Annotated in this window: 16 protein-coding genes and 3 tRNA genes; 9 read left to right on the plus strand and 10 right to left on the minus strand. The window is 36.0% G+C overall.

What is annotated here, in order from left to right; all coding sequences use genetic code 11:
• Positions 1-39 precede the first annotated feature (39 nt).
• Complete coding sequence (locus ACPUVN_RS10300) at positions 40-435, minus strand: hypothetical protein (protein ID WP_426369036.1); 396 nt, start codon at positions 433-435, stop codon at positions 40-42.
• Between the two features lie 889 nt (positions 436-1,324).
• On the opposite strand from ACPUVN_RS10300, the gene ACPUVN_RS10305 reads away from it, so the two are divergent.
• The 3 genes from ACPUVN_RS10305 to ACPUVN_RS10315 all read left to right on the plus strand — a co-directional run bounded on the left by ACPUVN_RS10305 (position 1,325) and on the right by ACPUVN_RS10315 (position 1,663).
• Positions 1,325-1,400, plus strand: a tRNA-Asn gene (locus tag ACPUVN_RS10305).
• A gap of 51 nt (positions 1,401-1,451) precedes the next feature.
• Positions 1,452-1,527: transfer RNA gene (locus ACPUVN_RS10310), tRNA-Asn, on the plus strand.
• Positions 1,528-1,587: 60 nt separating this feature from the next.
• Positions 1,588-1,663 (plus strand) — tRNA-Asn (locus ACPUVN_RS10315).
• A 490-nt stretch (positions 1,664-2,153) separates the two neighbouring features.
• Here the strand turns inward: ACPUVN_RS10315 and ACPUVN_RS10320 are convergent.
• Together ACPUVN_RS10320 and ACPUVN_RS10325 are read right to left on the minus strand one after the other, a co-directional pair.
• Positions 2,154-2,636 carry an FKBP-type peptidyl-prolyl cis-trans isomerase gene (locus tag ACPUVN_RS10320; protein WP_426360405.1) on the minus strand — a complete coding sequence of 161 codons (483 nt, stop codon included), beginning with the start codon at positions 2,634-2,636 and terminating at the stop codon, positions 2,154-2,156.
• A gap of 54 nt (positions 2,637-2,690) precedes the next feature.
• Positions 2,691-3,578 (minus strand): EamA family transporter, encoded by an 888-nt coding sequence (locus ACPUVN_RS10325; protein ID WP_426360404.1) that lies wholly within the window; start codon positions 3,576-3,578, stop codon positions 2,691-2,693.
• Between the two features lie 236 nt (positions 3,579-3,814).
• Between ACPUVN_RS10325 and ACPUVN_RS10330 the strand changes: the two genes are divergently transcribed.
• Entirely contained in the window at positions 3,815-4,966 is a 1,152-nt protein-coding gene (locus ACPUVN_RS10330) for a patatin-like phospholipase family protein (RefSeq protein ID WP_426360403.1), read from the plus strand.
• Between the two features lie 146 nt (positions 4,967-5,112).
• Here ACPUVN_RS10330 and ACPUVN_RS10335 read toward each other — a convergent pair whose 3' ends face one another.
• The gene (locus ACPUVN_RS10335) at positions 5,113-7,080 is read right to left on the minus strand and encodes a cation:proton antiporter (RefSeq protein WP_426360402.1); all 1,968 of its coding nucleotides are present in this window, start codon (positions 7,078-7,080) and stop codon (positions 5,113-5,115) included.
• Between the two features lie 393 nt (positions 7,081-7,473).
• On the opposite strand from ACPUVN_RS10335, the gene ACPUVN_RS10340 reads away from it, so the two are divergent.
• Positions 7,474-8,364 (plus strand): GGDEF domain-containing protein, encoded by an 891-nt coding sequence (locus ACPUVN_RS10340; RefSeq protein ID WP_426360401.1) that lies wholly within the window; start codon positions 7,474-7,476, stop codon positions 8,362-8,364.
• Between the two features lie 79 nt (positions 8,365-8,443).
• Here the strand turns inward: ACPUVN_RS10340 and ACPUVN_RS10345 are convergent, their stop codons facing one another.
• The 4 genes from ACPUVN_RS10345 to ACPUVN_RS10360 form a co-directional block, all read right to left on the minus strand.
• A complete protein-coding gene (locus ACPUVN_RS10345) occupies positions 8,444-8,899 on the minus strand; it encodes a DUF4124 domain-containing protein (RefSeq protein WP_426369037.1) in 456 nt (151 codons plus the stop codon).
• 123 nt (positions 8,900-9,022) lie between these two features.
• On the minus strand, positions 9,023-9,664 hold the full coding sequence (locus ACPUVN_RS10350; protein ID WP_426369038.1) for a hypothetical protein: 642 nt from the start codon (positions 9,662-9,664) through the stop codon (positions 9,023-9,025).
• 71 nt (positions 9,665-9,735) lie between these two features.
• Positions 9,736-11,037: a DEAD/DEAH box helicase gene (locus ACPUVN_RS10355; RefSeq protein WP_426360397.1), complete on the minus strand. Its 1,302-nt coding sequence runs from the start codon at positions 11,035-11,037 to the stop codon at positions 9,736-9,738.
• A 76-nt stretch (positions 11,038-11,113) separates the two neighbouring features.
• Entirely contained in the window at positions 11,114-12,523 is a 1,410-nt protein-coding gene (locus ACPUVN_RS10360) for an alanine/glycine:cation symporter family protein (RefSeq protein WP_426360396.1), read from the minus strand.
• 209 nt (positions 12,524-12,732) lie between these two features.
• On the opposite strand from ACPUVN_RS10360, the gene ACPUVN_RS10365 reads away from it, so the two are divergent.
• Positions 12,733-13,590 carry a PA4780 family RIO1-like protein kinase gene (locus ACPUVN_RS10365; protein ID WP_426360395.1) on the plus strand — a complete coding sequence of 286 codons (858 nt, stop codon included), beginning with the start codon at positions 12,733-12,735 and terminating at the stop codon, positions 13,588-13,590.
• A 107-nt stretch (positions 13,591-13,697) separates the two neighbouring features.
• Here ACPUVN_RS10365 and ACPUVN_RS10370 read toward each other — a convergent pair whose 3' ends face one another.
• On the minus strand, positions 13,698-14,819 hold the full coding sequence (locus ACPUVN_RS10370; protein WP_426369039.1) for a pyridoxal-phosphate-dependent aminotransferase family protein: 1,122 nt from the start codon (positions 14,817-14,819) through the stop codon (positions 13,698-13,700).
• A 198-nt stretch (positions 14,820-15,017) separates the two neighbouring features.
• On the opposite strand from ACPUVN_RS10370, the gene ACPUVN_RS10375 reads away from it, so the two are divergent.
• The 3 genes from ACPUVN_RS10375 (at position 15,018) to ACPUVN_RS10385 (ending at position 17,764) form a co-directional block, all read left to right on the plus strand.
• The gene (locus ACPUVN_RS10375) at positions 15,018-15,551 is read left to right on the plus strand and encodes a YaeQ family protein (RefSeq protein WP_426360393.1); all 534 of its coding nucleotides are present in this window, start codon (positions 15,018-15,020) and stop codon (positions 15,549-15,551) included.
• A gap of 251 nt (positions 15,552-15,802) precedes the next feature.
• Positions 15,803-17,155, plus strand: coding sequence for a M20/M25/M40 family metallo-hydrolase (locus tag ACPUVN_RS10380; RefSeq protein ID WP_426369040.1), 1,353 nt, complete (start codon positions 15,803-15,805; stop codon positions 17,153-17,155).
• Between the two features lie 153 nt (positions 17,156-17,308).
• Positions 17,309-17,764, plus strand: coding sequence for a hypothetical protein (locus tag ACPUVN_RS10385; RefSeq protein ID WP_426369041.1), 456 nt, complete (start codon positions 17,309-17,311; stop codon positions 17,762-17,764).
• Positions 17,765-17,910: 146 nt separating this feature from the next.
• Here the strand turns inward: ACPUVN_RS10385 and ACPUVN_RS10390 are convergent, their stop codons facing one another.
• Positions 17,911-18,351 (minus strand): GNAT family N-acetyltransferase, encoded by a 441-nt coding sequence (locus ACPUVN_RS10390; RefSeq protein ID WP_426360390.1) that lies wholly within the window; start codon positions 18,349-18,351, stop codon positions 17,911-17,913.
• Between the last annotated feature and the right edge of the window lie 90 nt (positions 18,352-18,441).

Consider the following 18,441-nt stretch of genomic DNA (forward strand, 5'->3'; position numbering starts at 1 on the left):
TGTGGTATTGGTTTTAAACTTTAAAGCTTGAGTTTTATCTTAAGAATGCGGAGGTGCGCGAGATTGAGATGTTTGGTATGGGTAAGAGGTATAAGGACGTTTAGCTAAGGTAATGACTGTCGCGTTATAAGCAATGAAGTCGTCGATCAATGAATTAATTTTTGGCACAAAATCTTGCGGATCAGATAAGTGCACAAGCGAACAATCTATTTCAGTAATTTTCTCTGGATTATTTGTAGGAGGGTCAATATAAACGATTGTGCCTAATTCAAAATAGGCGCTGGTAGATATCCATTTAAAGGTACTGCCAGTACAAATCATCATACTATTTTCATTGGCATATTGCTGAGCATGGTTAAGCGCATACGAGGATGCAAGCACTTGTAAAGAGCTGTTAGATATTAATGTTAAGACAACAAACGTGATAACACGCATTTGTAGCTTTTTGAATAAATAGCGCAACAGAAAACTTCATGTCCCTTGAATATATTAATGATACGGTAAAAACTTTGCCAAAAGCAAGTCGGTTTTTGACGCATATTGATAAATATTAATCGATAATTTTCCTTTTAAAAAATAAAAGTAAAACCACCTTTTATGCTTTAAATACGAAAACAACTAAGAACAACTTGTCATATTCAAGATACGTAAAATGAATTGAGTAAACGTAAAAAAACTGTAGATAAGCAGCATAACTTCACACAATTTATTTAATAAAAACGATTAGAGCTCTTTAAATAATAAATTTACTCATTTAGCTGGTATTAATATGTGTCATAGTTTGCTCTTAAATAGGTAATAAAATAATAACTGACTCAATATCCCATTAAAAACTACTTAGCAAAGCTAAATTTAATTAAAAAATAAAAGAAATAAACATTGTTTTTTACCTAAAAATAAGATCACAAAAATACGATTTAATAAAGAAGTTAACATGTAATTGTATAAAATAATGGGTTTGCACAAAAAACACACCAAGTAGTCCACTTTGACATCAAAACCAACTTAACCTACTGTTAGTATTATAAAATAACAAATCATCAATAAATGATTGACTTCGCTGTAGCCAGTATTCCTTTGTTAGTATTATATTAATTCACAGTTTAATACACATAGTTATCCACAGCATTAGTGGATAAGTGTAATCAAATAATGTAATAAATATACATGGTTAATATATCATCACAAAAAGCGCTTTAAGCTCCCATTTTGATTGCAAATTAAGCAAAAGAACAAATATTCAATTTTTTTAGAATTTTATATTGACAGTTCAGCTACTGCCCTTTAATATTCCGCCCCGTTAACCACATCGGTTAACAATAATTCCTCAATAGCTCAGTTGGTAGAGCAACGGACTGTTAATCCGTTTGTCCCTGGTTCAAGTCCAGGTTGAGGAGCCAAATTTTAGTAATGGCTTATAAAGCGGTTACAGTTAAAAAGAAAAGAACAATTCCTCAATAGCTCAGTTGGTAGAGCAACGGACTGTTAATCCGTTTGTCCCTGGTTCAAGTCCAGGTTGAGGAGCCACATTTTGGTAATGGCTTATAAAGCGGTTACAATAAATAGTTAAAGTAAGAAAAGAACAATTCCTCAATAGCTCAGTTGGTAGAGCAACGGACTGTTAATCCGTTTGTCCCTGGTTCAAGTCCAGGTTGAGGAGCCACACAAGAAGAACCTGCTTATGGCAGGTTTTTTTTCGTCTTAAATTTATGTTTGCCTACCTATCAATTAAAAGAATTCATACCAAACGGATTAATTTATTGCTCACTTAGCGAGAATTTAAAGGCTTAGAGGCAAGGCATTGATTGAAGAGAATGGTTATTCCCTTGTCAAAATCAATAACGCGGCATATGAGTCTTTAAATTCTCGCCCTTCGGGAGCTCATTAGCAAACTGATAACATCACAAAATTAAAAAAATATAGAATAACTATGTTTAATCAATTTTGCTTGTTCTAAGCTTGCTAATGTAGCTCTAAGTTGCTCAATAAATTAATCCGTTTGGTATCACACCCATTTATGCTTACTATTCATAACCACTCTTAAATCTTTTAGCTAAAACAGATTTAACAGATACAAAAAAGCCAATGATAAACATTGGCTTTAAAATATGATGGTTTAGCCTAAAGTAGCTAACCTACACTATCACTATATTCTAGTGATGATGTCCGCCAACACCGTGAGCGTGGCCGTGTGTAACTTCTTCTTCTGTTGCTTCTCTAACATCAACTACGTCGATATCAAATGTTAATACTTTACCCGCTAATGGTGGGTTAATATCAACAGTAACCATGAACTTACCTACTTTAACGATAGTTACTTGGCGTTGACCTTGCTCAGTTTGAACAACAGCTGTCATGCCCGCTTTCCATTTAGAGCCACCTTGTAAGTGCTTTACTGGAATACGTTGGATCATATCTTCTTTTGGCTGTCCGTATGCATCTTCAGGTTGTAATGTAACTGAGAATTTATCACCAGCTTCTTTACCTGCTAAAGCATTTTCAAGACCCACTAAAGTGTTGTTAAAGCCATGTAAATAAGCCATAGGATCATTACCTTGAGATGATTCGATTTCAGTACCATCTTCTTCTTTTAACACGTAGTGAAATTGAACTACTGATTTTTCTGCTATTTTCATTTTTTACCTATTTATATATTAATACGAGTGCTTTAAATCTTCCGTTGTTACATTCTAAGCCCATAACAATAAAATAAATACACTTAATAGAATTAAAAACATGCCGAGATATTCCATCTTGCTGATTGATTCTTTAAATATTCGATAAGTAATAAACAGCGTAATAAAGAATTCAACCTGACCTAAGGCTTTAACATAAGCCGTATTATGATAGCTTGTGGCCGTATACCAGCCAATAGAGCCAATAACACTGGTTATGCCAACAAATGTACATATTCGCCAATGTTTAAGCATTAAGGGCAATTGCGAGCTATTTTGAATAGCTACATACGCAAGTGACATAACTGATTGCACTGTGATCATAAAAACTAAAGTGACCGCAGCACTTATCATCAAATCTGTATTGAGCGCTAAGCTCGCTTCTCTGACCAAAAGCATAGTTATAGCTAAACCTAAACCTGACAGAACACCAAACCCAGCACCTGGATTTCTAAAGAGATCATTCGTGTTAAATTTAACTTTTGACACAATGATCACACCCACTACACCAACAATTACCGAAACCCAGCCCCAAAGACTTAACGGCGCAGCAAAAAAACTGGCTCCTAAAATAGCCACTTGTATCGCTTCTGTTTTCGCTAAGCTAGTGGCTACCGAAAAGTTTCTGTACCTAAAGGCTTTAATTAAACACGCAGTTCCAATAATTTGCGCAACACTTGCAACCAAAGCAGATTGAACAAAGCTGGTATTAAGTTCAGGTATTTCATAGCCTTTAAATTCTAATAACCACCACAAATACAACCAAGCAAAAGGCAATGCATAAACATACCTAACAGATGTTGTTGCCATTGCATTTAAATGAACTGATAATTTTTTTTGCCCTGCGGTTCTTATTGCCTGCATAAAAGCAGCTAATAATGTGAAGTAAATCCAAATATCCAAAGATGTTCCAAATAATGCGGGGTCGCTAGGAGAATTAGCAAGACAGATACTAGATATTATAAATAAAAGACTATAATAAAACTATGTAAGTATTTTTCTCTACTCAATTAGCATGGGCATATTGAGTATTTCTAGATTAAAAAACTTAAATAGTTTATTTTAATTAAAATAACGACAATAATTTTTCTTTATAAAATAAAAATTACAGTTAGGGTCTTGAAAATAAAAAACAATTTATGGCTAACAAACGATCATATAAACAGACAAATAATGCATTAGTGCTAACGGGTGGTGGCGCTAGAGCGGCATATCAAGTGGGAGTACTTTCTGCAATTGCGCAATTTATCCCGCGTAATCACGGCTGCCCCTTTCCTATTATTAGTGGCACCTCTGCAGGTGCAATAAATACAACAGCCCTTGCCTGCTATGCATCATGTTTTCAATTAGGGATAAAAAAACTCGAATGGGTTTGGAACAACCTAAGTACAAGTCGAATCTATCACAGTGATCCGTATCGAGTATTTAGTCATATTGCTAAAGGTGTTTTTGGTAGCTTTCAAGCTGATTATGCTAACCGACCAGCACGCAGTTTACTGAATAATGCGCCGTTACGTGAGTTACTTAATGAAGTTATTGATTTTAGAAGAATAGATAACAACATTCTTAAAGGTTATTTGTCTGCCGTTTCTGTTACTGCTTCTAGCTACACTAGCGGTGATTCAATTAGCTTCTATCAATCTGAAGATCATATTAAACCTTGGTTTAGAGAAAACCGTAGAGGCGAACCTAGCCAATTTAATAGCGAACATTTAATGGCTTCAGCTGCTATTCCTATGGTTTTTCCCTCTATAAATATTAAACGCCAACATTTTGGTGATGGCTCTATTCATCAACTATCACCATTAAGCCCTGCTGTTCATTTAGGTGCTGAACGCATATTTATTGTCGGTGTTGAACAACCAATAGAACCTATACATGCAAATGAGAACAACCCTCACCCACCAACAACATCAAGTGTTGCTGGTCATTTATTAGATTCAATATTTTCTAATACATTACAAAGTGATATTGAAAGAGCTGAACGAATTAACAAAACGATTGCTTTAATCCCTGAAGGTCCTCAAAAAGAAGCATCAGGATTAAAAAAAATAGATACCTTGCTGATCAACCCTAGCCATGACTTCAATTCTATGGCAGTTGAATATTTTGATGAACTACCACTCTCAATTAAAATACTACTGCGCTCTATCGGTATAACTAATGATTCAGAATCAAGTTTGATAAGTTATTTATTATTCGATAAAAAGTATTGTAAGCAGCTGATAAAGCTAGGATATGAAGATGCAATGGAGAAGGAAACCGCTATTAGAGAGTTTCTTGATTTATAAGTGTTAGTTATAAAAAAATCCTAAGCAGTTTGACGTTATTTGAATCGAGCTATCTACACTTAATAAGTTAAATGTAGATAGCTTTTTTGATTCACCAACCTGATAACAACTTGATGAATGAACTCATCTACTAATTCAGTCGCTAGTTATGTACCCTCTTGTAAAAATCGCTCAGTGAGTTCTACTCTTCTAGGTTTACCTCTTACAATAAGCGTATCTTGATCTTCAAGCACAGTGCTACCTACCGGATCTTCTATTTCTTGATCACCACGTTTAAGCGCCACAATGATCATATGAGAGTTACCCAGCATAAGCTCAGCGATAGAATGCCCAACAGCGTACGAATCGTCACTTAAATGCACCGCATGAGCAAATTCAATACGCTCAATGGCTTCAGGGCTCATATCGGTATGCTCACCTTGGAAGAAGCCATGAAGATGACTATAGTGGCTGTTACGTTCTTTTTGTACACGCTTTAAAATTCGAGAAAACGGCACACCTGTTAACGAAAGCACTTGAGAAACTAACATTAAGCTACCTTCTAAAATTTCAGGTACAACTTCATCAGCTCCTGCTTTCTTTAACATTTCGAGCTGGTCATCATTTCGTGTTCTAACCAATATTGGCACGTCTTTCGACAGGGTTCTTACTTTCTCGATAACATCTAACGACTGTTTATCTTCACCAAAAGCAATAACAACTAACTTAGCTTGAGACAAATGAGCAGCATGTAATAATTCAGTTTGTCTTGAAGAGCCAAATAAAACATTCTCGCCCGCACCTCTGGCTTTAGTTACACGAAGCGGATCAATATCTATTGCGACAAAGCTAATATTTTCTTGCTTTAAAAAACGACTCACTGTTTGCCCAACACGACCAAAGCCACAAATAACCACGTGATCAGACAATGAACTGTTATCAGGTAAAGTTTCTAACCCTGAGGTATCAACACCTTTATCTTTTGATAACTTAACTCCCCATTTAGACGCGTTATCTACCATGAAAGGCGTTATCGCCATACTAATAACACCAACACCTAAAAGGATTGAAGCGACATTCATCGGTAATAATTCAACTTGTGTTGCTAAGGCGATAAGGACAAAACCAAACTCCCCCATTTGCGCTAACATAAAACCTGAAGCCCAACCGTCTTTAGATAATTCGCCAGCTTTTACTGCTAAAAATCGAATAATAAAAACTTTAAGTGCCATGAAGCTAAACATTACACCTAACACAATTAGAGGGAATTCAATCAACACATTAATGTCGAGTTTCATGCCTACAGTAACGAAAAACAGACCTAATAAAATATCTCTGTAAGGTCGAATATCCGCTTCTAATTGATGTTTATATTGGCTCTCGCCAAGCATCATACCTGCTAAAAAGGCACCTAATGCCATAGATAAACCAAACCAAAGGGTTAAAGCTGATGCCAATAAAGTCACCAATAAGGTAGTTAAAACAAACAATTCATCGGTACGTACTTGTGCGATTAAATGGAATAAACGAGGTAATAACCATTTGCCTGTCAGTAATAATAAACCAACAACAAATACACCTTTAACTAAAGCAAAGAGTAATGCCAAGCCCATAGATGCGTCTGAATCCATGGCGAACATAGGAATAATAATAAGTAGAGGAACAACAGCAACATCTTGGAATAACAGAACAGAGACAGAAATTTGCCCTGACTTTTTCTTCATGGCGCCTGACTCACTCAACTGTTTAATAACAATTGCGGTGGAGGATAAGGCTAACACGCCACCAATCACTAACGAACTTGCAAAGGTTTGCCCTAAGGCTAAAGAAATAAGAATAAAAATAGTGAGAGATATACCAACCTGTAAACTTCCTACAGATAACACTAAATGCCGCATAGCGAGCAATTTGGGGACGGAAAACTCTAAGCCTAATGTAAACAAGAGGAAGACAATACCTAGCTCGGCAAAATGTTCATAATCAACATGGTTATGTGCCCAAGCAAAGCCGTGTTCACCCACCAACATCCCTGTGACTAAGTAAGCCAAAATAGCAGGTAAATGTAGATGCCTGAACAACCAAACAATAAATACTGCACTGGTTAAAATAGCCAGAATTTCGAAATAACCGTCCACAAAACGTCCTTATGATGAATATGAAATGAAAAACATAGAGTCAAATCAATTGAATTTATGGAGACATTTTTTCAATTTTTATGAGTCATACTACAGATATCAAAATGATTTAAAACGTTATTATAACAAGCAGATCCATTTTATGTTCACATAACGGAAATTAATCCCTTTGAACCGACAAACTCATGGCAATAAAGTCAATATTCAAGCGGCAATGTATTGCCGAATAGTATTGCCGAATAGCCAATGGCAGACTGACGACAAAATAATGACTATAAGGAGTAAAACCTTTAAATTTAATATTATCAGCACCTTAACAAACTAGCCACAATAATTAATTTTAGGTACGATTCTTGCTTTTCTGTAATTATATAAAAAAACATAGGTGGTGACATGCAGACATTAGATTTAATCGATAGCAAAACGTATGAATATAATGCCTTTAGAATATTCGCTTCAAACAATACTGAAAATACTCAACGTAAGTTAGCGCTTATGGAGCAGTTGCAGTGTACGCTTGAGCTCGACAAAATTTTGAATATCTTTGCCATGGAAGCTGCTAAGTACATAACATTAACAGGACTTTATTTTACTCAAGGTGATGTCAGAACCGCGATTAGAGGCAGCAGAGCTGGAAAAGCCGAACGTCAGTTTAGTTTAAAGCTTAACAATGAGTTTTTAGGTGTTTTAACCTATGCGATAAACTCGCCTATTAGTGTAACAAATAACAAAATTTTAGAAGAGTTACATCAATATATTATTCATCCTATTAATAATGCTATTAAATATAAGAATGCAATGGCGTTGGCGATGCAAGATAGTTTAACGGGATTAGCAAATAGGCGTTATTTTGACGAACAATTAAAACGTGCGATGCATCATGCAAACCGCCATAAACGTCAAGTAGGTTTAGTTGTAGCTGATTTAAATAAGTTTAAAGTGATTAACGACAATTTCGGCCACAACATTGGTGATGAAATATTAAAGTCATTCGCTAATGCTTTACAGCTAAGCGTGCGTGATTCAGACAGTGTATTTAGATTTGGTGGCGACGAATTCGCTATCATAGTAGAAGAAGCGAGCGAAGAGTCTTTATATGTGATTGAAATGCGTATTAAAGATGCCATTAGCAGAGACGCTTTACTAACAAGATACAATGTTAGCACAGGCTTAGGTTATACCTTTATGAACAGAGCTGATAATGAAAGAAGCTTTTTTGAACGTGCAGACCAAGCATTATACAAACAAAAGCATAGTCGACCTTTAACACTAAGTATTGTTTAGCTATTATTTATATAAGCCTTCTTCTCATGAAGATAGGCTTATATAAAGTTAAATACGCGATTCAAACTCAACCAATTCTTTATTCTGACCCAGCTAAATAAGTTTTTTCAAACCCCGTTACGCTAAACCCTCTCATTACTTTATCTTTCCACAATATTGTAGGTACACCTTTACCACCTCTCTGTTCGAACTCACGCTTATACACTTTTGATTTATCTATATTTTTCTCTAGGTATGCGATTTGATTCTCATCAAAGTATCTTTTGGCTTTTTCACAAAATCGACATGATGTCGTTGTATAAATGACTAATTCACTTGAAAGGTTTACAGCTGAATCGATAGAAACATTGGTATAACTAGAAGTACGATCGGCAAGTTCTTGCTCGTCTAAGGTTTCAACATTATCAGTTGCTGGAGGTTTATCACTGAAATGTACTTTACCGTTTTCATCAACCCATTTATAAATCTCAGAGGTTGCTGGCTCTGAAAGCACAGCTAAAACAATAAATATTCCTAAATATGTTATCCATTTCATCATCACATCCTTATATTGCTTTGGCTTACTTATTTTATTCAAACATATTTGAATGAAAGAAGATAATACTAAAGATTATCTTAAAACCTTAAGCATTTATATAAAGACCTAAATATGAAAGTATTATGATAAGGATCTTAAAGCTATGGCTTGCTCTTGAGGTGTTGCCGCTATATAAATTCTTGCGTATCGAATAGCTGAAGAAAATTTAGCTTCGCCAACTCGTGCTAGCACTTGCTTGAAAAAATAAAGATTTAAATCGAATACTTGTACGTAATGTGAAATAGCGTCATCAATACTCGGATAGCGCATGCCATCAAACATGAAAGCTTCTTTCTCAGGAAGGTATTCTAAAGTTTCACCATTAACGATTAACGGCCAAGGCTGATAACTTACCCGCCCTTTCGCAACTTCATACACGAACCATGCACTTTTCTTAAAGCCTTCAAAATTACCACCTTCAAACTCACTCTCATCTAACTCTTCTTTGGTCCAATTTAAACCAATAGCCAGATCTTTGTGATAATGCTTCATCAATGCTTGTTTAACGTGAATATGAACATCCCAGATGCTATCTACCTTGGCTTGCGAAGCAAAGCGTTTACATTCTTTACAGGCAGAAACTTTAATAGCTGGATGAGCACAATCAAGTACTCGCCATTTACTATGAGGGAAACCAAATAAGAATTCTTTAGGCTCACCACAAAACCAGCAGAGTTGGCGGTATTGAAAAGGTGTTTCAGTGATAGAATAGTGAGATTTCATGTGAGGATTATCTTTAATATAAACTCTGCATAAACCTTAGCTTACACAGAGAACACATGTAGAAAAAGATCTTAGCGCTTCTTCTGTATTTTTTTAGTATATTTTTTAACTGCCGCTGGTTTTACTGTTTTCTTTTTAGCGATAGCTTGGTTTTTATCTTGCGTCGCTTGATAGCGGTTTTTCTTAACTGGCGCATCTAAGCTTTCAGTGTATTGTTGTGGTAATGGTCTGTTAACTTCATAACCTGGAGTAACAATACGTTCAAACTTACGACCAATTAATTCTTCAATATTTTCTAAGAAGCGTTCATCTTTAGGGCTTACTAAAGAAATAGCCGTACCTGATTTACCAGCGCGACCTGTTCTACCAATACGGTGAACATAATCTTCAGCTAAAAATGGTAAATGGAAGTTAACAACATAAGGTAAGTCTGCAATATCTAAACCACGAGCCGCAACATCTGTTGCCACTAATACTCTTACTTTACCAGCAGTAAACTCTTCTAATGCACGGTTACGTGCACCTTGGGTTTTATCGCCGTGACAGAGTGCCGCTTTAATACCATCAAGCTTTAATTCTTTAGCGAGTAAGTTTGCGCTTTCTTTAGTTCCAGCAAAAACAAGTACTTGCTTCCAGTTGTTTACACCAATAATTTCAGATAAAAGTTCACGCTTACGCGTTTCAGACACCCAGTAAACTGACTGTTTAACTTTACCTGAAGTAGAGTTTTGGCGAGAAACCTCTAACGTTTTAGGATTTCTTAATACCTGTTTCGCTAAAGTTTTAACTTTATTTGAAAACGTAGCAGAAAACATTAACGTTTGATGTCTTTGCTTGATCACTTCAGTAAGCTTTTCAATATCTTTTAAAAAGCCCATATCTAACATACGGTCAGCTTCGTCTAATACTAAAAACTTAACATGAGAAAGATCAAGATTACGCTCGTTCAAATGTTCGATTAATCGACCTGGCGTTGCAACAAGTACATCAATACCTTTTTTCAGCATAGTTTTTTGTGGTGGCATATTTACACCACCATAAATAACGCCAGACTTAATAGGTAAAAACTCGCTGTAGGTTTCAATATTCGCATGAACTTGCGCGGCAAGCTCACGTGTAGGCGTTAAAATTAACGCTTTAATTGTTTGACCCGTAACCTGAGTGTCCTCTTTTATATTACGACTAATCGCATCTAAAATAGGCAAACTAAAAGCAGCTGTTTTACCCGTGCCTGTTTGAGCACTCGCCAATACGTCAACACCAGTTCTAATGACAGGAATTGCTTGTTGCTGTACGGGCGTTAAGTTTTTATAACCACACGCTTTTACTGCTTTTAATAAATTAGCCGATAGGCCAATTGCATCAACACTCATTTTTTCACCAAATTTCTAAATTATTCGAACACATGTTCAATTTTCGCGGATTATAGCAGCTTATCTAAGCAACCGGTTACTTATCTTTCTGCCAAATACCTTGAGTTAAATTAAGGCTTTTATGCTCAGCTGCAGACGGGCTATAAGTCGGTATCTTGCCTGCCATTTTTTGCTCATGATAATCTTTAGTTACCGTTGAAATAACCTTCGTCAGTAAGATCAATGAAATAACATTAAATACTGTCATCAAACCTGTAGAAAGGTCTGCTAAAGCAATCACTTCTGGCAAAGTAGCAACCGAACCAAATATTAATGTAGCTAAAAAACCTACCTTTAAAAAGGCATGTCCATAAAAGTTATCTAAATTTAAATATTTAAGGTTGTTTTCCGCGTAAGCAAAGTTACCAACGATTGACGTAAAAGCAAAAAGCATAATAGCCAAGGTAATAAAATCAGTACCCCAATCGCCTACCTGAAATGCTAAAGCTTGCTGAGTTAACTGAATACCTTCCGCCTGAGTGCCTGTATCTTTAAATAACAAAATAAGAAATGCTGTACACGAACAGATAACAATCGTATCAAAAAACACGGCTAACATTTGTATGTAACCCTGCGCAACAGGATGCGGAGGGTTTGGTGTAGCTGCTGCTGCTACGTTAGGTGCGCTCCCCATGCCCGCTTCATTTGAGTACAAACCACGTTTAACACCTTGAACAATTGCAGCGCCTACAAGACCACTACCGGCTTCTTTTAAACCTAAAGCAGAAGTAAAAATGTCAGCAATAACGGCAGGAATTAACGTAATATTTATACCAATAACATATAAACACACAAGCAAATAAGCCACGCCCATGAAAGGTACGGTAATTTCAGCAAAGCGTGCTATTTTCTTTAAGCCACCAAATATAATAAAAGCAGCGAAAAGCGTAATAACCATACCTGTTGTTAATTTCTCTATACCAAACGAGCCATTAAAAGCATCGGTAATAGAGTTAGCTTGAACGGAACTAAATACAAAGCCATAACCAAAAAACAAACATAACGAAAAGGTAATAGCTAAAGATTTACTGTTTAACCCTTTGCGCATGTAATACGCCGGGCCACCACGAAAATTACCATGCTCGTCTTTTTCTTTATATAATTGCCCTAATGTACTTTCAGCAAAGGCTGTCGCCATACCAACAAGTGCAATTAACCACATCCAAAATACTGCGCCCGCGCCACCTAAAGTAATAGCAACCGCAACACCCATTAAATTACCTGTTCCTACACGAGCAGCTAACGAGGTACATAAAGCTTGGAAAGAAGAAATACCCTCAGCAGATGATGTTCGACTCGTTTTTAGCAAAGTAAACATGTGGAAAAAATGCGTAAATTGCAGCCCTTTTAAACGTAACGTAAACCATATTCCACAGCCACTTAGTAAATAAATGAGAATGCTTCCCCATAAATAGCCGTTAATTGTTCCAACCCATTCTTCAATCAATGTTGATACTCCTAATACTTGTTGCAGGCATTATAAATAAAAACGCCCATATTTATTGGCTTTTTCACGATTTGTCACAACATTTAACTCTTTAATCAATTTGTATAGAGTAAGATAGGTTAAAACAATTTAAAAAATACGCTAAAGTAAAATGCATAAGAAAATGCTCTGCTATTCCAAAATGCTTGAAACTAAGGTATAAAAGCGCCATGAAAATACCAAAACGTATACAACCCCTCGTAGATGAAGGGCTAGTTGATGAAGTACTCAGCCAATTAATGAGCGGCAAAGAAGCAACTGTATACACAGTTCGCTGTGGCGACCAAATAAAATGTGCCAAAGTATATAAAGAAGCTAATCAACGCAGCTTTAAAAAAGCAGTTCAATATCAAGAAGGCCGTAAAAGTAAAAATAGCCGTAGAGCCCGTGCCATTCAAAAAGGTTCTAAGTATGGTAAATCGCAGCAAGAAGAAGCTTGGCAAAATGCTGAAGTAGACGCTCTGTATTTATTAGCCTCATCTGGCGTAAGAGTTCCTGAACCTTATGGCTGCTTTGATGGCGTACTTATTATGGAACTTATTACCGACGATGACGGTAGTGTTGCGCCTAGATTAAACGACATTTCGATGGACGCAGAACAAGCGCGTGAAGATCATGCTGTTGTTATGGTGTATATCATGCGCATGTTATGTGCAGGTATTGTTCACGGCGATTTATCTGAATTTAACGTTTTAGTTGATGAATACGGACCAGTGATAATTGATTTACCACAAGCCGTTGATGCCTCATCAAATAATAACGCCAAAAGTATGTTAATTCGTGATGTTGAAAACATGACAACTTATTATGCTCAATACGCGCCTGAACTTGCTGAAACTAAATATGCTTTAGAAATGTGGGCATTATATGAAGAAGGTGATTTAACGCCTGAAACAGAGCTGACAGGTTTATTTGCTGAAAGTGATGAATCAGCCGATGTTGATACCGTATTAGAAGAAATTAAAGCGGCGTTTGCAGAAGAGCAAAGTCGATTAGAACGCATTAGAGAAGCGAACGAAGACGAATAAATTAACTGATTATCACTTTTAACTTTTCACTTCGCAAAAGAAAGGTTGGCAAATGCCAACCTTTTTTGTTTCTACTTTTTAAAGTTTACGATAAAAATAGATAGGTATTATTGTTCTAGCGCATCTTTCAAAGCAGCTAAACATAAAGCCACATTTTCACTACGTGCTGCATAACCCATCAAACCAATACGCCAAGCTTTACCTGCAAATTTACCTAAGCCTGCACCTATTTCTAAATTGTATTCGTTCAGTAAATAATTACGCACTTTAGCATCATCAATACCTTCTGGTATAACAACTGAATTTAACTGCGGTAAACGTTCATCTTCAGGCACAATATAATGGATACCTAACTCGGCAAGACCTGCAGCTAAAACTTTGTGTTGTTTCGCATGGCGAGACCAACTATTTTCTAAACCTTCATTTTTTAACATCAATAAAGATTCATGCAACGCATATAACGAGTTAACTGGCGCAGTATGATGATAAGTACGTTTACCTTCACCCGACCAGTAATTCATCACCAAAGATTGATCTAAAAACCAGCTAGGCACAGGTGTTTTTCTATTTTTAACGATTTGAGTCGCTCGTTCACTAAAGCTAATAGGAGAAATACCAGGAACACACGATAAACACTTTTGGCTACCTGAATAGATAGCATCTATGCCCCATTCATCCACGCGTAATTCAACACCACCTAGTGATGTAACCGCATCAACAATGGTTAAACAATCATGTTGTCTGGCTATTTCACACAAGGTTTTAGCGTCTGATAATGCGCCCGTTGATGTTTCAGCATGAACAAAAGCGACAAAATTAGCTTCAGGGTGTTGCTTTAATGCCGCTTCTAAAGCTTGAGGATCAACCGCTCTGCCCCATTCGCCCTCTACAACAACAAGCTTAGCGCCTAAGCGTTTAACGTTTTCAGTCATTCTCATGCCAAAAACACCATTAACACACACAACAACCGTATCTTCAGGCATAACTAAGTTAACAAAACAGGCTTCCATACCTGCTGAACCTGGCGCTGACAAAGCAATTGTGAAAGCATTTTCAGTTTGGAAGGCATATTGTAATAACGATTTGACCTCATCCATCATACCCACAAAAAGAGGATCTAAATGTCCAATAGTTGGGCGAGATAAAGCAGACAAAACTTGTGGACTAACATCAGAAGGACCAGGTCCCATTAATGTACGTGGTACAGGAATAAAAGATTTAATAGTCATTACACATTACCTAAAAATTAAAGTGAAAATCATCTTAACACTACCTTTCGACACAAGAGCAATTCGTCACGCTTATACTAAGTATTCAGTGTGACTATATGTCTACCTATTATCATCAATTAAGCACCTCTAAATTTATATCAAAACTTGTTACATACAGGGTATAATTAGCCATACTTACATTGAGATGAACTCAACATGGCTTTAAAAGCAACCATTAACAAAGCAACTATTCACTTATCAGATATGGATCGTAACTATTACGACACCTTAAATTTGACTATTGCTCAACATCCTTCAGAAACTGACTCCCGTATGATGGTTCGTTTAATCGCATTTATATTAAATGCCAACGAGCACCTACAATTCGGTAAAGGCGTAAGTGACGAAGATGAAGCAGCAATTTGGCAAATCAACTACTCTGAAGAAATAGAGCTATGGATTGAGTTAGGTCAACTTGATGAGAAACGCATTAAAAAAGCCTGTAACAGAGCACAACAAGTAAAACTATATTGTTATGGCAGTAGTGTTGAAACATGGTGGAAACAATCAGAAAGTAAATTACGTCAATTTGATAAACTTTCAATTGAACAATTTAGCGAAGAAACCACCGATGCATTAGCTGAGCTAATTTCTCGTTCAATGGAATTTCAATGTAGCATCCAAGACGGTCAGCTATGGTTAACTGCTGGTGATGAAAGTTTGTTGATTGAAACAACTAAACTGCTTTAGGGCTTGGTTGTTTTAGCTTGATATATTACCACTTTGAATAAATAAGCGTTTATTAAACCAAATTTTTTCAGGGTGGCTATTTCCCCATATACATAAGCACTCTTCCTTTTTTACATTCTTTAGCACCACCTATTAGCCTCAATTAACGTTTTCTAACATAATAAAGTCACTAAAATCTGTATCTTGGTTGCAAAGTTGTTGTTTTTCCTCAATAGTAAGTCTTTAAAAATTCCGAAATACTGATACTTACTATGTTAAAAAACACTCCAATACGCGCTATAACTTTAGGCGCCAGCATTAGCCTTGCTAGTTGCTTAAGCTTGATATCAACCTCTACCATCGCCGAGAACATTTCAGCTGAGCAAATGACGAAAGACATTACTTATTTAGCCAGCGATAGCTTAAAAGGCAGAGCAAGTTTCTCACCTGAAATTGATATAGCCGCTGATTACATTAGCCAACGTTTTGCTGAAATAGGTTTAAAAACCTTTGATGGTTTATCAACTTACAAACAAACCTTTAACATAACCAGTATTACCCCTGATAAAGTTTCAGTTAACTTAAATGGTAAAAGTATCGATAAAGATAACATTACTGTTGCAAGCACCATGAAAAGCTTTAGCTGGAAAAATGCAGCTGATATTAAAACTCATATTCTTGGTGCTGATGACGATTACCGAAGTGTGTTACGCGGCGTAAATAACGAAGGTGGACAACACCTTATTTTAGTTGATACCGCGCATGCAGATATTTTTAAACGCTACCAACAGTTTTTAAATAGTGGACTAACTAAGCTGACATTCGATGATAAAAACAAAGCAGAACAAGGGGCTATTGTTTTGGTTTTAACTGATGCCTTAACAATAGAAAATATAGATATTCAAGTCACTACCAAATTCAGTAAAAAGTTGCTATCTAACGTTGTTGCTGTATTGCCAGGTAAAAGTAAAGCTGACGAAGTTGTTATGTTCTCAGCTCATTACGACCATTTAGGTACAACACCTGACGGTAAAGAAATATTTAACGGTGCTGATGATGATGCATCAGGAACTTCTGCAATTATCAATTTAGCTGAGTATTTTTCTAAAAAAGGTAATAACGAAAGAACGTTAATATTTGCTGCTTTTACAGCGGAAGAAATTGGCGGTTATGGCTCACGTTATTTCTCTCAACAATTGAACCCTGATGATGTTATCGCGATGATTAATATTGAGATGATTGGTAAACCTTCTAAATTTGGTGCTGGTACTATCTGGATGACAGGTATGGAGCGTTCAAACTTAGGTGAGCTTTTGAATAAAAGCTTAGTAAAACATGATATTGAAATACATAAAGACCCTTACCCTGAACAAGGTTTGTTTTACCGCTCTGACAATGCAACATTAGCAAGGTTAGGTGTTCCCGCTCATAGTTTTAGCAGCACACAATTAGATAAAGATCAGCATTACCATAAAACGTCTGATGATCTTAGCAGCTTAGATTTAGATTCTATGCATAAGGTGATTGAAACTTTTTCTATCGCCAGCGAAGATTTAGTGAATGGTAAAATAACCCCAACACGTGTTGATGTGTCCAAAGTTGAAGGTCACGGTAAGATTTTTTAATCGCCAAAGCTACTCATACTAGGTTTGATCTCATTTAAAGGCTCTAATTCACACTTGGTGATAATTAGAGCCTTTACATATAATGTTCTGGAACAGAATTTAATGAAACATGTAAATAAGATATGCGTAGCAATATTATCAATGTTTCTTATCATGGGATGCGATCAAATAAACAAAGACGATATTGCAACAGATAAAAAACAGATAACATATTCAACCGATATTCAAATGTTAGCTAAATTAATCAACCTTGATGAATTAGATGTTTCTGAGGTCAACTGGGCGACTGGAATGATTGATAGAGGCGATAGCTACTTAACAGATGAATTTACAAACGATTGGTGGTTAACCGCTTTAATTACTCTAAAATCTCATCAGCAAGTCATATCATTACAAGAAAATTGTAAATTACTTCATATTCTCACTGAGCTAGATGATAAATTGATTAGTAATGTTTCAAAAACATTAACCAATAACTCTACATTTATTTCAACTGTTCCAATGCAGGTTTATGATGCATGTCGTTTTAAAACAGATGTCCTAGCAAATGGGTCATTACTAATCGACAGTAAAACAAATAAAGTTTTTGTTGAGCTTTATGTAAATTAAAAAAGACAACATTTAAAGCTATTACCTTAAATAACCTAATGATTTTTTCTAAATGGATAAACCATAGATAATTACTATCAGTAATCAGTAATCCGTAATCCGTAATCAAAAATGGTCGAAAGAATTCGGCTAAATAAAATGATTGATTATTGGTTATCACAACGCATTTTGTATTCTAACTTCAATTGCTCTTCTACATAAAAACCATGTCTGACGTATAAGCTTTTAGCAGGATTATCGAGTAAAACATTAAGGGTTACAGGTAATTTACGCTCGCGTGCTTTCTTTTTAGTAGTATCTAAAACAAAACTACCAACGCCCTTGCCATGAAACGCAGGCAGTATTTGAAATTGTCGAATATGAATTCTGTCGGCGAGGACACCCAGCTTAATTAAGCCGATACTTTCTTTGTGGTTGGTGATAATAAAAGAGTCGTTAAAAAACTCTTTGATCCGAACGATGTGATCTTCATCAGAGAAATAAAAGCCTGCTTTGTTTAAATGCACTGTCATGGTTAATTTTCTAAGCTGTAATAGAAAATCAACATCAGTCGCTACTGCACGTCTAAAACCAACAGACAATTTCATTCAAATAATATCTCTTATAAAGTATAAATTTTATTGCTAGCTATTATGTTCCCTAAATCTGCGCATAATAGCGGTGCTAATAATAGTGAG

The organism is Pseudocolwellia antarctica, from assembly GCF_049933045.1.
In the GTDB taxonomy this organism is placed as follows: Bacteria; Pseudomonadota; Gammaproteobacteria; order Enterobacterales; family Alteromonadaceae; genus Pseudocolwellia.

Excerpts from the sequence above, each read along its gene's own strand:
- ACPUVN_RS10390 (WP_426360390.1), bottom strand. The coding sequence starts at position 18,351 with ATGAAATTGTCTGTTGGTTTTAGACGTGCAGTAGCGACTGATGTTGAT.
- ACPUVN_RS10345 (WP_426369037.1), bottom strand. The coding sequence starts at position 8,899 with ATGAAATGGATAACATATTTAGGAATATTTATTGTTTTAGCTGTGCTT.
- ACPUVN_RS10380 (WP_426369040.1), top strand. The coding sequence starts at position 15,803 with ATGTTAAAAAACACTCCAATACGCGCTATAACTTTAGGCGCCAGCATT.
- ACPUVN_RS10365 (WP_426360395.1), top strand. The coding sequence starts at position 12,733 with ATGAAAATACCAAAACGTATACAACCCCTCGTAGATGAAGGGCTAGTT.
- ACPUVN_RS10340 (WP_426360401.1), top strand. The coding sequence starts at position 7,474 with ATGCAGACATTAGATTTAATCGATAGCAAAACGTATGAATATAATGCC.
- ACPUVN_RS10330 (WP_426360403.1), top strand. The coding sequence starts at position 3,815 with ATGGCTAACAAACGATCATATAAACAGACAAATAATGCATTAGTGCTA.
- ACPUVN_RS10350 (WP_426369038.1), bottom strand. The coding sequence starts at position 9,664 with ATGAAATCTCACTATTCTATCACTGAAACACCTTTTCAATACCGCCAA.
- ACPUVN_RS10370 (WP_426369039.1), bottom strand. The coding sequence starts at position 14,819 with ATGACTATTAAATCTTTTATTCCTGTACCACGTACATTAATGGGACCT.
- ACPUVN_RS10375 (WP_426360393.1), top strand. The coding sequence starts at position 15,018 with ATGGCTTTAAAAGCAACCATTAACAAAGCAACTATTCACTTATCAGAT.
- ACPUVN_RS10300 (WP_426369036.1), bottom strand. The coding sequence starts at position 435 with ATGCGTGTTATCACGTTTGTTGTCTTAACATTAATATCTAACAGCTCT.
- ACPUVN_RS10355 (WP_426360397.1), bottom strand. The coding sequence starts at position 11,037 with ATGAGTGTTGATGCAATTGGCCTATCGGCTAATTTATTAAAAGCAGTA.
- ACPUVN_RS10320 (WP_426360405.1), bottom strand. The coding sequence starts at position 2,636 with ATGAAAATAGCAGAAAAATCAGTAGTTCAATTTCACTACGTGTTAAAA.
- ACPUVN_RS10385 (WP_426369041.1), top strand. The coding sequence starts at position 17,309 with ATGGGATGCGATCAAATAAACAAAGACGATATTGCAACAGATAAAAAA.